A 15,727-nucleotide genomic window follows, 5' to 3' on the forward strand; every position below is an offset into this window, starting at 1 on the left:
TCTGTATAACGCCCATTATGTGTAATCGAATAAACATCGCGATAATTGCGTGAAGATGAATCAGCTGCATTGGCTACAGCTTCCACTGTTTTTCCGACCGTCGATTTACTTTCTTGTTTAACAAAATTAGCATCTAAAGCAAGGTCATGATGATCATTAATCAAATAGGTTAAACGTGTATTTAAGCTTTCTCGTTCATTACCACGAAAACCACCGACATATTGGTCTTCTTCACGTTCTTGTTTATTAACATTGAGTTGTAAACCTAGCTTATTTGGAATAAGTGGTCCTGCAAGATAAACCGATCCATTCTTAATATCTCCAGCATCGCCTTGATCCTGAATGACCGTACCTAACTCAACTGTACCTGTCCACTCATCACTTACTTTTTTAGTAATGATATTGATGACACCACCCATGGCATCCGTACCATATAACGTTGACGCAGGTCCCCGAATAATTTCGATACGTTCAATTGCCGCTATTGGTGGCAAGATATTTTTTTCAAATCCGTTATCATCCCCATTAGGGTTTACATCTTTAGAATATTGACGTTTACCATCGACCAAAAATAGCGTGTAGTTTGATGACATACCACGGATACTGACCGTCTGAGCAGAACCTGAACCTGAAATGACCACCCCTGGCGTATTTCTAAGCACATCAGTTATATCGTTATATTCACGTTTATCCAGCTCTTCACGGCTAATGACGGTCATAGATGCAGGTGCTTTAGAGACGTCCTGTTCGTAACCTGTAGCAGTAACAACGATGGTCTCAAGTTTTACCTGTTCCGTCGGTTTGTTACTGATCGCACCATCTTGATTAATTTCAGTATTTGCAATAGCAGACATACTTGACAAAACTGATGCCGCTAAAAGTGAACGCCGAATCATTTCCCACCCCTTATGATTTCTTAAAAACTTAAAATAAGCTTAAAACTCGCAGGCATTTTAGCAAACAAATTGTAAAATTCAATAAAAACGAGAATTATTATTATTAATGATTTAACCAACAATCAAATTATTTAGGAAATTTTAATAATAAATTTTAGGTAAAAAAAGACGCACGAGGCGTCTTTTAAGATTCTTAGATTAAATTAATTCTTAGAATCGATATGTCATTCCCACAAATGCTGATTGACCTTCTAAATAGTATCCAGAGGTACTTCGCGCTAACTTTTTGTTTAACAAATTATTCATACCTGCACGGATAGTAATATCGTCATTGACATCATAATTTGTCGCTAAACCCAAAACTGTATGGGCTTTTTGCAACGTTGTATCTTTCGTGACTGTGGTTGAATATTGTTTTCCAGTATATTCTGCTAACAGGTTTACCGCCCAAGCATCATTAATAAGATAGTCTAAAGAAGAAGTCGCTGTTAATTCTGGAGTATTAATTAAGGCTGCACCTGTATCCAGATTTTTTGCTTCAAAGAAGTACGTTGCACTATTGGTCCATTTGAGTTGATCAGTCACAGGGATTGCTGCACTAAACTCCAGACCTTCTGTTCTTGCTTTTTGTATATTTCTGAGCTGAGTCCACCAAACACCATTAATTCGACCTAGCGGTGCATATTCAATTTTATTTTCAAAGTCTGTGTAGAAATAAGTCAGATTAATATCTGTACCAAAGCCTGTGTAATTCACTCCAATTTCATAGTTTGTGCTTTTTTCTGGTTGCAAATCAGCATTGCCCGCCATATAACAACCACCAGAAATGTATCCCATTGAAGCTAAAGAGGTACAACCATTACCTCCTGACTGCGTTGCAGCACCAGCAGTACTTTCTTTAATGGTAGGTGCACGAAAACCACTTGCTACTCCACCTTTAATCGCCCAATCTTCGCTTGGTAAAAAGACCAGATAAGCTCTTGGACTATTATGATCCCCAAATTTTTCATCGTGGTCATAACGATTACCCAAGGTTAATTTAAATTTATCACTCAAATCTAAAGTATCTTCAATAAATACAGCCCATGTTTTACCTTCGAGCTTAGCATTACCAGCATAATCCGCACCATCATAGCTAGGTACTACGTTACCATTGGCATCTTTAATCGGTGTACCAATTGTATCTGTATTATTAAGCTCTGATCGACGCCATTGTCCGCCCAAAGTCAACTTATTCGGTACAATGAGATTAAAAGGTAAATTGACCTGTCCTTCAACAATTGATTCATTGGATTTTGCGGTTAAGCCATCGCCAGATTGATCATAATCATTGTAATAAGCAGATAATTTTGAGGTAATTTCATGTCCCCATTTGCCATCCCAAGATGCCACATAACCTTGTTTTTCTAATTTATCAGCTCCCCAACTCTGATTTGTATTTTGACCAGTGATTGCTCCTGTTGCTCCATTTTGGGTAGTCACTCCTTTGGCTTTTAAATTCTTTTCGATACCGTAGGTCGCTTCCAACGATAAATCATGATTTTCATTTAATCGAAAGTTTAATTGGCTACCGAAGTTATTATTAACGTAACCTGTTGTACCTTCAACATTATTTAAATTTGCATCACCACCTCTAGGAGGGCTGGTTACTGTGTAACCTTTATCAGATTCCCGACGAATCTGACTCGCATTTAAACGCAATCCAACATTATCAGCTAATGGCCCACTCACTACAGCACCCGTTTGGAAAGTACGTCCTTTATCTCCAGATGTCGTTGGCTGGGTATAATTATAAGTTGCACTACCTGTCCAGTGATCCTGAATTTTTTTCGTAATGATATTGATTACACCTCCCATTGCATCTGAACCATAAAGAGATGACATTGGCCCCCGTACCACTTCAATCCGTTCAATCATATCTGGAGTAATCCAGTTTAGATCCTGTCTTCCTAAATCTGGACGATAATTGGTATCACGTGATGAACCAATCCGCTTACCATCAATCAATATCAGTGTGTAATTATCTGGTAAACCACGTAATTTTATTTTTGATCCGTCGCCATTTGTACTTAAACCACCTGTTACGCCTGGCACACGTTTTAATAAATCGGCCAGACTTGATACTGGACGTTTTTCTATTTCCTCAGCAGTAATCACAGAAATAGAAGCTGGAGCCTCTTTTAAATCGACTGCCTGACCACTAGCAGTTAAAACAATTTTTTCTAATTTTGCTGAATCTGTTTGTGTAGTACTTTGTTCAGCATTTACAGTGCTATCTTCCGCTGCATGAACCATTGAAAAAAGTGTCGCTGCAATTGCAGCTGAGAGAACTGTGCGTAATATAGGTTGAGACATTTTCATCCCCTATTTTAAGAAATATTAAAAGAAGCTTAAAAAAACGATTGCATTGTAACAATTCATATATAAAAAACAATACTAATGATAATAATTATCATTATTTTAATCTATTTTATTTATAAATCCGATTTTAGGCCAAAAAAAACCTCTAACGAATTAGAGGTTTTCTACATATTTCAAAAAATTATTTGAAATATGCACCTTCCGACTGTGAATGGTCAGTTTGGTCTACGACACGCTGTAACTCAGGTATATGTTGACGTAAAGTAGTTTCAACACCTTGTTTAAGAGTCACATCAATTGCTGAACAGCCCTGACAACCGCCACCAAATTTAAGTACAGCAGTTAAACCTTTTTCAGAATCATTTTGTACTTCTACTAAAGCACAATTACCCCCATGTCCTTCCAAACCAGGATTAATCTCTGACTGAAGGATATAAGTAATACGCTCTTCAATCGATGCATCAGGCCCGACACGCGGCACTTTTGAGTTAGGCGCACGGAAAGTCAATTGACCACCAAAACGGTCTTTGTTGTAGTCAATCACGGCATCTAATAAATAAGGAATAGATGGCTGGTCAATATAAGCAGGAAATGCAGCATAATCTTGTTTATAGTCAGTCGGCACGACTTCATCAGGCGCACTGTATGCCATACAACATTCAGCACGTGGAGTACCTGGATGCTCAACAAAAATACGAACGCCAATCCCTGGAGTATTTTGTTTGTCCAACAAGTCACTTAAATACTCTTGTGCAGTTGGAGTAATCAAAAGGTTGGGAATTTCTTCTGCAACCACAGTGTTGGTGTTCTCAGTCGACATAATCATGATCCTCAAGCTGAAGCGCTTATTTTAACTGAAGATGCGGGAGAATTAAAAAAAATCAACCAAAATTGTCGGATTTATTCATAGGAAATTATGTGCTCTGTTGTTTTTTTAATGGCATTATGGCAGTTAACGTTAATATTATTTATAAATTTCACTATGTTTCATTTGCCTTTTAATCATACGATTACGCTTATCGCGATTACCATGATTGTCTCCCTCATGGCCTTTTCCAACCAGAATATCATGAATCGTCTGATTTTCTGGCCGCCAGCCATGCAACGTGGACAATATGACCGCTTTATTACGCATGGCTTTGTACATGCCGATGGGACTCATTTATTGTTTAATATGATTACCCTGTTTTTCTTTGGCAGTGTGATTGAAAGTTTTTATCGTCAGTTTTTTTACGATCTTGGCTTTGTGCTGTTTTATCTTGGCGGTCTGATTTTTGCGATTTTGCCAAGTTATTTAAAACATAAAAATGATACCAATTGGGCAAGTTTAGGGGCATCAGGTGCGGTTTCAGCAGTACTATTTGCTTATATCTTGTTTGAACCTTGGAAATTGATTTTGGTATTTTTTATTCCTGTGCCTGCGATTATTTTTGCAGTTTTATATGTGGGATATAGTGTCTGGTCAGGTAAACGCGGCAACAGTAATATCAATCACAGCGCGCATTTGTGGGGAGCGGCTTACGGTGTAGTGATGACCATCATCTTAGAACCTCGTTTGATTCAGCATTTCTTAAATAAGCTGACTCAATTGCCTTTTTGATTGGCTCTCTTTTTTAATTTAATTTCTATCTTTTTGAAGCCCTTCGGGGCTTTTTCACAGTCAGGAATTTAGTTATATCAAAAAATGTTCAGCATTATTTATGCAGATGTTTCCCGAACTAATTATTTAAAAAATCAAAACGCTATGGTTAAGCTGGGTTGAGTTTTACAATAATGCTTTAATCATGAAAAAACAACCACTTGTCTTAAGCTTAAGTTTCATCCTTTTAAGTTTATCTTTGAGTGCGTGTCACGATAACAATGACACATCTGCGACATCTACACCTGTGGTAGAAGCAAAAAAACCAAACGTTTTGTTCATTATGGCAGATGATCTGGGTTATTCAGATATAGGGGCTTTTGGTGGAGAAATTCACACTCCGAATCTGGATGCCCTCGCCAATGAAGGCCGTTTATTGAGTGATTATCACACTGCCCCAACCTGTTCTCCGACTCGATCACAGCTGATTTCAGGCACAGATCACCATTTGGCAGGTATCGGAGCGATGGCTGAACTTACACCCAGCCATCTTAAAGGGCAGCCAGGTTATGAAGGTTACTTAAATGAACGTTCGCTATCGATTGCCGAAGTACTACGAGACAATGGCTATCGAACATATATTAGTGGAAAGTGGCATCTGGGGTTAACGCCTGAAACCAATGCACAAGCGCGCGGTTTTGATCATTCATTTACCTTGTTACAAGGTTTTGACTTGCACTTTAAGCGCGCCCCAACAGGCTATAATCGCAATGCAACCTACACCGAAGATGGTCAAGTCGTTCCACTGTCTTCTTTGCCAGATAATTTCTTTTCAACCAATTATTACACCGACAAACTCATTGAATACTTAGAGTCAGGCAAGAACATTGGTAAGCCATTTTTTGCCTATGCGGCATATACAGCCCCTCACTGGCCGATTCAAGCGCCAGCAGAATACCGTAATAAATATAAAGGGGTCTATGATGTAGGTTATGACGCCATTCGCAATGCACGCATCGCGAAACAAAAACAGTTAGGCATCATTCCAGCCAATTTTGTTTCCGCCGAACCTATTGCAACAGCAAATGCGCCTGCACAGTCTGGCCGATGGAGTGAACTCAGCCCAGAACGTAAGGCGCTTGAAGCGCGTAATATGGAAATCTATGCGGGCATGGTCGAAAATCTGGATGCCAACATTGGACGCCTGATTCAATATTTAAAAGCCAATGGTTTATATGACAATACCTTGATTTTCTTTGTGTCTGATAATGGCGCAGAAGGATCAACAGGTAGCGCAAATGCAGGCGCTCAGGTGGATAATTCATTGACTGGTTTGGGTACAGATAATTCTTATACCTTTATTGGTCCTCGCTGGGCTGAAGTCAGTGCTGCCCCGTTTCATCTTTGGAAAAATACCGCAGGTGAAGGTGCAACCACCGCTCCAGCCATCGTAAAACTGCCGCACCAAAATAAGATACAACCGATTCATAACAGCTTTGCATCGGTCTTGGATGTATTCCCGACCGTTCTGGATTATGCCAATATCAATATTCCACAAGGTCAATATAAAGGTCGCAATATCAATACGCCAAGCGGACGTTCGTGGAAAGCGGTTCTGGAAAATAAAGCAACAACGATTCGCCCTGACGGATTCAGCTTTGCAGATGAACTACATGGTAATAAATATGCGAAACAAGGAGACTGGAAAATCGCATTACAAGGCAAAGCCAATCTTGGTACTGGAACATGGGAGCTATATAACCTGAAACAAGATCGTGGTGAGAATCAAAATCTGGCAAATACCTATCCAGATAAAGTTCAGGAATTGGTTAAAGTCTATCAACAATACACGCAACAAAATGGTGTAAAGGAATATCTTGTTCAATGAAAGCGGTATTCCTTTCAATTTTAGGCTACAGCTTGTTACTGGCTGGCTGTAGCCAAACATCGCAACCTGTATTCCCTAATAAAAAAGATGACCCGACACCAGCATTATTAACACTTGGCTCACTCTCAACCTGCAAAAATTATTCAGGATTGCCAGATCAATGGCGAAAGAATAATCACGCAGGTATGGTTTGGGTCGACTCGGGTACAGTCAATCTGGGTTCAAATCTGGCTTATCCCGATGAAATTAATTTTGGAGAAAAAAAGCGGCAGGTAGCTGGCTTCTGGATCGATCAGACTGAAGTCACAGTGGCACAGTTTGCAAGCTTTGTTCAAGCAACAGGCTATATCACTGATGCTGAACGACAAAAACAGGCTGCGGTATTTTTACCCGATGCTAATCATCCGGAACAATGGTGGCAGCTTAAATCTGGCTACACTTGGCAAAGGCCAAATGGGCCACAAGCAGAAAAAGCATTACCCAACGAACCTGTCCGTTTTGTCACGAAAAATGATGCCGAACATTATGCTGTCTGGCTAGGTCGAGATTTACCTTCTGAAATAGAGTGGGAATATGCCGCCAAAGCAGGACAAACTCAAGATACCCCCTTGCACCAAGCCCCCATGGATCATCATCAACATCCCCAAGCCAATTATTGGCAGGGTGAGTTCCCATTTCACAATACAAAGCAAGATCAATTTGAGGGTGTCGCACCCGTTGGGTGTTTTGCGGCAAATAATTTTCAACTCTATGACACGATCGGCAATGTCTGGGAGTGGACATCTTCTGTTTATCAGGGTGCACACGATGAACATATGGGGGATTATCAACATCTGCGCCAAACCAATATACCTAGCCAGAACTTCGTGATTAAAGGCGGCTCATATTTATGTGCAGATAACTATTGCGCACGTTTTCGTAACAGTAGTCGCCATCCGCAAGAGTTTGATTTAGCCACCAGTCATGTCGGATTTCGTACCATCATGAGAGAATAATACAAAACCTCAGTATCTTAATTTACGAGTAGACACCAGATTTAACGCTTTCTTGCAATTTTGGTAGTTAATGCCAACCGTGAAAGTAAGTTGGCATAGATAATGTTTACATCTGTATATTAATGCCATTTAAAGTGAGTTTTTTTGCATGTCCAGTCCAATTGAAGGTTTGCAGTTCCCAGTCAATCCTGCAACTCAGAAGCCAAGTACTTCACAAACAGGCAAGGCAATTATCTCGGAAGCATTGTCTTTAGTGGATCATAAAATTTCTCAACAGGCTGCAAAAGAAAAAGACTGGCGTAAAAATTATCCGACCTATTTTAATGCTTTGGTCAAGCTGGGTATCGAAAAAACAGTCAACCCAATTACCATTGCAAAACAAGGCTTGCATAAAGCACATCATAGTTTTGAATTTTATCGAAATGGTGAGCAATACTTACTCAAAGATGTACCACGGATACCTGATATTGCAGAATTTAATACAGTGATCATTAAAGGTGAAAGTCAGGAAAAACCTGAATGGTATGTGCCTTATCATGGTCAAAAACTACAAGGACAAGCACTGCTTGATCAAATTTCAAATTGGGAACAGCGTGGAATCATTGAACCGAGTCATGCCACAGCATTAAGAGAAGTTCATGCACATCCTGAATGGTTCGATTTGTCTGATCGTACTATGGTACTTTTTGGGGCGGCATCTGAAGCGGGCCCACTAACATGGCTTGCCAAATGGAAAGCGAATATTGTCGCGGTTGATTTACCCAATGCCAAAGTTTGGGAAAAAATATTAACCACCATCCAAAAAGGCAATGCCACTCTCATTGCACCAAGTCTGAACCCTATCCATGATACAACCCCGTCTTATGACCTTAAGGACAAACTGGGTGCAAACCTACTGACGCAATTACCTGAAATTGCTGAATGGCTAATCAAATTTGAACAAAGTCTGGATTTAGCGGCCATTGCCTATCTGGATGGTGAAAAACATGTCCGTGTTTCGATAGCAATGGATACGATTATGAGCTTAGTGAGTGAACGCAAAGCCAACACCAGTCTGATGTTTATGTGCACACCGACTGATGTCTATGCGGTACCTAAAGAGGTTGTTGCGGCAGCACAGCAAAAATCTCTGGATCGCTCTAGCCTGCAAAAGTTACTGACCAAAGGGATTTCGACACTTTCACTCAAACATTTCTTTAAAACCAACGATTCAAGTCTGATCGCTTCTGATAATGGGAAAAAATATGGAATTGCAGATTGTTTAGTGCTTGAACAAGGACCAAACTATGCCTTGGCAAAGCGGATCCAGCAATGGCGAGCAACATTGGCGCGCCACCAAGGACAACGCGTGAGCATCAATATTGCACCCTCTACTACCACCCATTCAGTTACCAAGAATCCGTTGTTAAAAGCTGCATTTAATGGCGCTGATTTGTTTGATGTCGAAGCCTTTAGTCCAGAAACCACCAATGCAATTATGGCTGCACTTTGGGTTCACGACTTAAGAAATGATCAGGCTTTTGCCAACCCAGAAACACCACTTGAGCATCCTCTAGAGTTGATGATGCAAGGTGCTAATCATGGTGGATTGTGGCGCGTGGCTTATCTGGCAAGAACCGCTCTACCTTTTGCTGTAATTTATGGTTTTGTCAGTGATAAAATCCCTTTGAAAAAAGGATAAACAACACTGTTTTAAATGCCAATATTTATCGGATCAGACTTGATAAATTAGGCTTTAAGCATGGCAAATATGATTATTCCTAAACGTAAGTTTAATCAATTGCCATGTTTAAAGTTGATTTTATTTATACGGTTTTAGTCTGATGAATCATGTCCAAAAAGTAGTCGTTATTTTGGCGACAATTATGATCGGTATCTCCCCTACTTTTGCTGCACAAAATTGTGAAATTAAAAAACAAGAACTCAGCAATCAACTTCGTTATGCTGAAAAATATGCGAGTAGCTATCGGGTTGCAGGCTTAAAACGAGCCATTCAAAATGTTGATCGTTATTGCCAAGACGACACTCCTACTCAAATTAAAAAGCAGCTACAAACTGAGTATAAAATTGAAAAACTAAAGGCCGAACTTTATAAAGCCCAACAAAATCAGGATACCCAGAAAGCATTAAAGAAACAACAAGAGTTAAATCAAGCGCTGTTTGAACTTGAGCAAATACAAACCACCAGTTAATACGGTGATTTGACTGCTTGATTTGAATAAATCCGAGCTTAATACCTCGTCAATGAAGACATCCGTGTACGTACTAAGTTAGCAGGCTTTGACTCTGAAGCAGATATCTTTGCATTTCATCGGGTGGCACCATCCCTCCACCTGTTGCCCAAATGATATGCGTGGCATTGGCTAATTGAGATGGCGTAAACTGATGTAATTGCTGATAAGATGTTTGGACAGTTGTGTGATAGCCACCCATGAATCCTGCCGCAGCAGAGAGTTCAAGTTGAATCTGTTCTGATTGATTAAGTTGCCCAATCAACGCATATAAACTTTGATCAGAAAGAGTGTAATAACCATCAATCAGTCCTTGCATGGCACGGCCAACAAAACCAGAAGCGCGTCCAACGGCAAGACCATCTGCGGCGGTCTGATTATCCAGCCCAATATCATTGACACTAATTCGATCGTGTAAACCCGTATAAACACCAAGTAGCATGCATGGCGAATGGGTGGGTTCTGCAAAGATACAATGTACGTGCTCACCAAAAGCCTGTTTAAGACCAAAGCTGACTCCCCCAGGCCCACCACCCACGCCACAAGGCAAATACACAAATAATGGATGTGCGGCATCGACCACTTGATGACGCTCAAATAATTGCTGTTTGAGTCTTAACCCTGCTACTGCATAACCTAGAAATAAAGTTTTGGAATTTTCATCATCGATAAAAAAGCAGTTTGGATCAGCCTCAGCAGCTTTACGCCCCTGTTCAACGGCGACACCATAATCACTGGCATATTCAACGACATTAACCCCTAAAGAGCGCAGTTTATCTTTTTTCCATTGTCTTGCATCAGCAGACATATGCACCGAAACCCGAAAACCCAGTTTGGCACTCATGATCCCAATTGAAAGTCCCAGATTTCCTGTCGAGCCAACAGCGATCTGATAATTGTGAAAAAAGGCTCTAAACTCATCCGAATCAAATTTTCGATAATTATCTTCTAAAGAAATTAGCCCAGCAGCCAAAGCTAACTTTTCAGCATGAGCAAGCACTTCATAAATACCTCCACGCGCTTTAATCGAACCAGATATAGGTAAATGACTATCTTGTTTCAGCCACCATTGTCCCTGTAATGGAATTTTCCATTGTTCTGAAAGCAGCTGTTGCATCTGTGCAATACGAACCAAATCGGATTCAATGATACCTTGCTGTTTTTGAGTTTCAGGAAAAACTTGAGCAATAAATGGAGCAAAACGTTGTAAGCGAGCTTCTGCATCCTCAATATCGGCTCGGGTTAGACCCACATGCTGTAGCGCTTGTTTTAATGGTATCGTTTCAGGTGGAAACCAAAACACAGGTTGGTATTGCTGTAAAATCTGAATCAATGGGTCTTGTTGTAATTGATCTAAATTTAAAGCAGTCATTTTGATGGGTTTCAACATGGGTTTTCATCACAAAGTAGCAAACATTCGCTAAAAAGAAAGCGATCTTCACATAAAAATTTTAGAGAATAAAAAAGGTCACTGATGTGACCTTTTCAACTCTATAAATTCGATTGTACAAACTCGGGATTTATCCAACAAATTGTAGGAACAACCAGTACAGACCACCCGATAAACAAATGGTTGCAGGTAAGGTAAAGACCCAAGCCGATAAAATGGTTTTCACCGTATTAAAGTTTAAGCCAGATTTATTGGCAACCATTGTCCCTGCCACTGCACTATTCAGTACATGCGTAGTAGAGACAGGCATACCAAGACCATCCGCTGCTGCAATGGTACTCATCGCCACCAACTCAGCAGACATGCCTTGACCATAAGTCATATGGTGTTTACCAATACGCTCACCAACAGTCACCACAATTCGTTTCCAACCCACCATGGTTCCCAGACCCAGTGCCAATGCCACAGCAACTTTGACCCAAGTTGGAATATATTGTAGGAAAGAGTCCAGACTATCGCGGTACTGTTTCACTACTTTTTGCTGATCGGCTGTCATTGCAGGAAGTGCTTCAGCTTTATCCAGACGCTTAAATGTAGTGGTACTTAAGTACATGTCATTACGGATATTACCAATCGCATCTTCAGGAATATCTTTCAAACTTCCATAACTACCGACACGTTGACCCAAATGATCGGTCAAACTGGCTAATGCAGGAACCACATCAGGAGTTTGCTGTTTGGTTTGAATATACTTGGTCAAAATGACACGTGCTTTTTCATCTTGCATATCTGTATGCTGAGTATAAAGAACAGAAGAAGTCTGACCAGATAATTGTTCAAAGGTTTGCAATTGCTGTGCATCTAGACTCTTATTTAATGAATAAGCCATCGGCACCAAGCCAATCAACACCAGCATGATTAAGCCCATTCCTTTTTGACCATCATTAGAACCATGCGCAAAGCTCACGCCTGTACAGGTAAAAATCAAAATGGCACGAATGATAGGTGGTGGTGGCTTATTGCCTTCAGGTGGCTGAAACAGTTCAAGTTGGCGTTTAAATACTTTTTTCACCAGTAGGAATAAAATAGCAGCAAAAGCAAAACCGATTAGTGGCGAAAATAGTAAAGCTTTACCCACTTTAATCACCTGATCCATATCGATGCCACTGGTACTACCCGTTGCAGCATTAATCAGATGGTTCATAATGCCCACACCCAAAATCGAACCGATCAAGGTATGTGAACTTGATGCAGGAATCCCTAAAAACCAGGTTCCCAAATTCCAGATAATCGCAGCAATCAGCAAAGCAAAAACCATGGCAAAGCCAGCACCACTGCTGACATTCATAATTAATTCAACAGGTAATAATGCAATAATACCGTAGGCCACTGCCCCGCTTGCGACCATAACACCCAGAAAATTACAAAAACCTGCCCACATTACGGCGACAGGTGCAGGCAATGCGTTAGTGTAAATGACCGTTGCCACAGCATTGGCTGTGTCATGAAAACCGTTTACAAACTCAAATCCCAAAGCAATAAAAAGTGCTGTTGCCAGCAAGATCACGGAATATAAACTAAGTGCAGGCACATGCGCCAAATCAGCATTCACCTGTACAGCGATGTAAATCAGGGTTGCAATAATAACCGTAAAAAACACCGGCATAAAAAACTTCGGTGTGGGTACATGTACATTCGTCGATTGAACATGTCCAGCTTCGACATGATTTGAATCCGAAACGGGAGGAAGATTTGAATTCATGTAGACGGTTCAAGAGGATCGTTAAAATCCCCATATTCTTAAATTAAATTATGACAATTATATGACAAATAGGGGTCTAATGAAGTCATTTTTTAAACACTTGACCTCATAAAAGGCATTTTTTAGTTTAATTTTATGCCAACACAATCAATAAAAACAAATAAATACAAAAACTTAAAACACAAAAACCATCATGACATTCAATTGTTGTATTTTGAAGCAAATATGATGAAATTATGACAGCTGGTCACATTTCCGATGTTACATTTCATACAAAGCTATTTTGAAACAGGAATATTGCATTTTGATGAAATCGTCACCATCTCAATTCTGAATGTTATGAATCTGTGTTTGACCGTCTCGGCGATCAATCAAAGCCACTTATTGTGAGGGATTCTGTTACAATAACGCGCCTTTTAAATCTATCTGGGGTTCTTATGTCCACGCTTGCCACCCTGAAATCACTTCTTGCCCAACGTATCCTGATTATTGATGGTGCGATGGGAACGATGATTCAACGCCATAAACTCGAAGAAGAAGATTATCGTGGGGAACGTTTTGCAGACTGGGCATCTGACCTTAAAGGCAATAACGATTTACTGGTACTCACTCAGCCGCACATTATTCAGGGCATACATGAAGCCTATCTGGATGCAGGCGCAGACATAATTGAAACCAATAGCTTTAATGGCACTCGTGTTTCCATGTCGGATTATCACATGGAAGATCTGGTTCCAGAGATTAACCGTGAAGCAGCGCGTTTGGCACGTGCAGCCTGTGACAAATACTCCACCCCAGAAAAACCGCGTTTTGTGGCGGGTGTACTTGGACCAACATCTCGTACCTGTTCAATTTCGCCGAATGTCAACGATCCTGCATTTCGTAACATCACTTTTGATGAACTGAAAGAAAATTATATTGAAGCGACGCATGCACTCATCGAAGGTGGTGCAGATATTCTTTTGATCGAAACGGTGTTCGATACCTTAAACTGTAAAGCTGCGATTTTTGCGGTCAAAGAAGTGTTTAAGCAGATTGGCCGTGAATTACCCTTGATGATTTCAGGCACCATTACCGATGCATCAGGTCGTACTTTAACTGGTCAAACAGCCGAAGCCTTTTGGAACTCGGTGCGTCATGGTGACCTACTCTCAATTGGTTTTAACTGTGCCTTGGGTGCAGATGCAATGCGTCCACACGTCAAAACCATTAGTGATGTGGCAGATACTTTTGTTTCAGCGCATCCAAATGCGGGCTTACCCAATGCCTTTGGTGAATATGATGAAACGCCAGAGCAAACTGCAGCATTTTTAAAAGAATTTGCTGAAAGTGGTCTGATCAATATTACAGGTGGTTGTTGTGGTACTACCCCCGATCATATCCGTGCGATTGCCAATGCGGTTAAAGATATTCCACCACGTCAAATTCCTGAAACAAGACCTGCTTGCCGCTTAAGTGGTTTAGAACCCTTTAACATTTATGATGATTCACTATTCGTCAATGTCGGTGAACGTACCAACGTCACAGGCTCAAAAAAATTCCTGCGCTTAATCCGTGAAGAAAACTTTGCCGAAGCTTTGGAAGTCGCTCAACAACAAGTCGAAGCTGGCGCGCAGATCATTGACATCAACATGGATGAAGGGATGCTCGATTCGCAAAATGCGATGGTGCATTTTTTGAATCTGGTGGCGTCTGAACCTGATATTTCTCGCGTACCGATCATGATTGACTCATCGAAATGGGACATCATTGAAGCGGGCTTGAAATGCGTACAGGGTAAACCTGTGGTCAATTCGATTTCCCTAAAAGAAGGTTATGACGAGTTTGTCGAAAAAGCACGTTTATGCCGCCAGTATGGTGCTGCAATTATTGTCATGGCTTTTGATGAAACAGGTCAGGCCGATACCGCTGCACGTAAACGTGAAATTTGTAAACGTTCTTATGACATTTTGGTCAATGAAGTGGGCTACCCTGCTGAAGATATTATTTTTGATCCGAACGTATTTGCGGTGGCAACAGGGATCGAAGAACATAATAACTACGGCGTAGACTTTATTGAAGCGACGGGCTGGATCAAACAGAACTTGCCGCATGCCATGATTTCGGGCGGTGTCTCTAACGTATCGTTCTCGTTCCGTGGTAATGAACCTGTGCGTGAAGCGATCCACTCGGTATTCCTTTATCATGCCATCAAACAAGGCATGACTATGGGGATCGTCAATGCGGGTCAAATGGCGATTTATGATGATATTCCCAAAGAACTGAAAGAAGCGGTTGAAGATGTTGTTCTGAATCAGAACCAAGGTGCAAGCGGTCAAAACGCCACAGAGAAACTGCTTGAAGTGGCAGAGAAGTTCCGTGGTCATAGTGGCGCACAACGCGAAGCTGAAAACCTTGAATGGCGCAATGAATCGGTTGAAAAACGTCTTGAATATGCGTTGGTAAAAGGAATCACCACATATATTGATGAAGATACTGAAGAAGCACGTTTAAAAGCTAAACGCCCACTCGATGTGATTGAAGGTGCGTTGATGGATGGCATGAACGTGGTGGGTGACTTGTTTGGTTCAGGAAAAATGTTCCTTCCACAAGTGGTCAAATCTGCACGTGTCATGAAACAAGCAG

General features: G+C 40.8%; 11 protein-coding genes. 6 read left to right on the top strand and 5 right to left on the bottom strand.

The genetic code is table 11. From position 1 onward, the window contains the following. The 3 genes from JR005_RS00355 to nfuA all read right to left on the bottom strand — a co-directional run. On the bottom strand, positions 1–896 hold an 896-nt coding region (locus JR005_RS00355; protein WP_218665370.1), incomplete at its 3' end, for a TonB-dependent receptor plug domain-containing protein. Positions 897–1,106: 210 nt separating this feature from the next. Further along, the gene (locus JR005_RS00360; protein WP_004990254.1) at positions 1,107–3,251 is read right to left on the bottom strand and encodes a TonB-dependent receptor domain-containing protein; all 2,145 of its coding nucleotides are present in this window, start codon (positions 3,249–3,251) and stop codon (positions 1,107–1,109) included. A gap of 187 nt (positions 3,252–3,438) precedes the next feature. Further along, positions 3,439–4,077: a Fe-S biogenesis protein NfuA gene (gene nfuA / locus JR005_RS00365; RefSeq protein ID WP_004990256.1), complete on the bottom strand. Its 639-nt coding sequence runs from the start codon at positions 4,075–4,077 to the stop codon at positions 3,439–3,441. A gap of 162 nt (positions 4,078–4,239) precedes the next feature. Here nfuA and JR005_RS00370 point away from each other — a divergent pair, with 162 nt between their 5' ends. The 5 genes from JR005_RS00370 to JR005_RS00390 all read left to right on the top strand — a co-directional run bounded on the left by JR005_RS00370 (position 4,240) and on the right by JR005_RS00390 (position 9,911). Next, the gene (locus JR005_RS00370) at positions 4,240–4,857 is read left to right on the top strand and encodes a rhomboid family intramembrane serine protease (protein WP_010588749.1); all 618 of its coding nucleotides are present in this window, start codon (positions 4,240–4,242) and stop codon (positions 4,855–4,857) included. Between the two features lie 184 nt (positions 4,858–5,041). Beyond that, entirely contained in the window at positions 5,042–6,724 is a 1,683-nt protein-coding gene (locus JR005_RS00375) for an arylsulfatase (protein ID WP_218665371.1), read from the top strand. Next, positions 6,721–7,719 carry an SUMF1/EgtB/PvdO family nonheme iron enzyme gene (locus tag JR005_RS00380; RefSeq protein WP_218665372.1) on the top strand — a complete coding sequence of 333 codons (999 nt, stop codon included), beginning with the start codon at positions 6,721–6,723 and terminating at the stop codon, positions 7,717–7,719. Before JR005_RS00375 ends, JR005_RS00380 begins: the two co-directional genes overlap by 4 nt. A 148-nt stretch (positions 7,720–7,867) precedes the next feature. Then, positions 7,868–9,400 (top strand): hypothetical protein, encoded by a 1,533-nt coding sequence (locus tag JR005_RS00385; RefSeq protein WP_004996562.1) that lies wholly within the window; start codon positions 7,868–7,870, stop codon positions 9,398–9,400. Between the two features lie 142 nt (positions 9,401–9,542). Beyond that, positions 9,543–9,911: a DUF1090 family protein gene (locus JR005_RS00390; protein WP_004996560.1), complete on the top strand. Its 369-nt coding sequence runs from the start codon at positions 9,543–9,545 to the stop codon at positions 9,909–9,911. 73 nt (positions 9,912–9,984) lie between these two features. On the opposite strand, the gene JR005_RS00395 is transcribed toward JR005_RS00390, so the two are convergent. Together JR005_RS00395 and JR005_RS00400 are read right to left on the bottom strand one after the other, a co-directional pair. After that, the gene (locus tag JR005_RS00395; protein ID WP_034699972.1) at positions 9,985–11,322 is read right to left on the bottom strand and encodes a D-serine ammonia-lyase; all 1,338 of its coding nucleotides are present in this window, start codon (positions 11,320–11,322) and stop codon (positions 9,985–9,987) included. Between the two features lie 148 nt (positions 11,323–11,470). Continuing rightward, positions 11,471–13,102, bottom strand: coding sequence for an inorganic phosphate transporter (locus JR005_RS00400; RefSeq protein WP_004996551.1), 1,632 nt, complete (start codon positions 13,100–13,102; stop codon positions 11,471–11,473). A gap of 437 nt (positions 13,103–13,539) precedes the next feature. Here JR005_RS00400 and metH point away from each other — a divergent pair. Next, a partial coding sequence (gene metH / locus JR005_RS14295; RefSeq protein WP_228731722.1) for a methionine synthase occupies positions 13,540–15,727 on the top strand: 2,188 nt, incomplete at its 3' end.

Source organism: Acinetobacter sp. Colony158, assembly GCF_019264745.1.
Taxonomy (GTDB): Bacteria; Pseudomonadota; Gammaproteobacteria; order Pseudomonadales; family Moraxellaceae; genus Acinetobacter; species Acinetobacter ursingii.

Bases quoted from the DNA above. Each gene is read 5' to 3' on its own strand.
- JR005_RS00360 (WP_004990254.1), bottom strand. From the start codon at position 3,251: ATGTCTCAACCTATATTACGCACAGTTCTCTCAGCTGCAATTGCAGCG.
- nfuA (WP_004990256.1), bottom strand. From the start codon at position 4,077: ATGTCGACTGAGAACACCAACACTGTGGTTGCAGAAGAAATTCCCAAC.
- JR005_RS00370 (WP_010588749.1), top strand. From the start codon at position 4,240: ATGTTTCATTTGCCTTTTAATCATACGATTACGCTTATCGCGATTACC.
- JR005_RS00375 (WP_218665371.1), top strand. From the start codon at position 5,042: ATGAAAAAACAACCACTTGTCTTAAGCTTAAGTTTCATCCTTTTAAGT.
- JR005_RS00380 (WP_218665372.1), top strand. From the start codon at position 6,721: ATGAAAGCGGTATTCCTTTCAATTTTAGGCTACAGCTTGTTACTGGCT.
- JR005_RS00385 (WP_004996562.1), top strand. From the start codon at position 7,868: ATGTCCAGTCCAATTGAAGGTTTGCAGTTCCCAGTCAATCCTGCAACT.
- JR005_RS00390 (WP_004996560.1), top strand. From the start codon at position 9,543: ATGAATCATGTCCAAAAAGTAGTCGTTATTTTGGCGACAATTATGATC.
- JR005_RS00395 (WP_034699972.1), bottom strand. From the start codon at position 11,322: ATGACTGCTTTAAATTTAGATCAATTACAACAAGACCCATTGATTCAG.
- JR005_RS00400 (WP_004996551.1), bottom strand. From the start codon at position 13,102: ATGAATTCAAATCTTCCTCCCGTTTCGGATTCAAATCATGTCGAAGCT.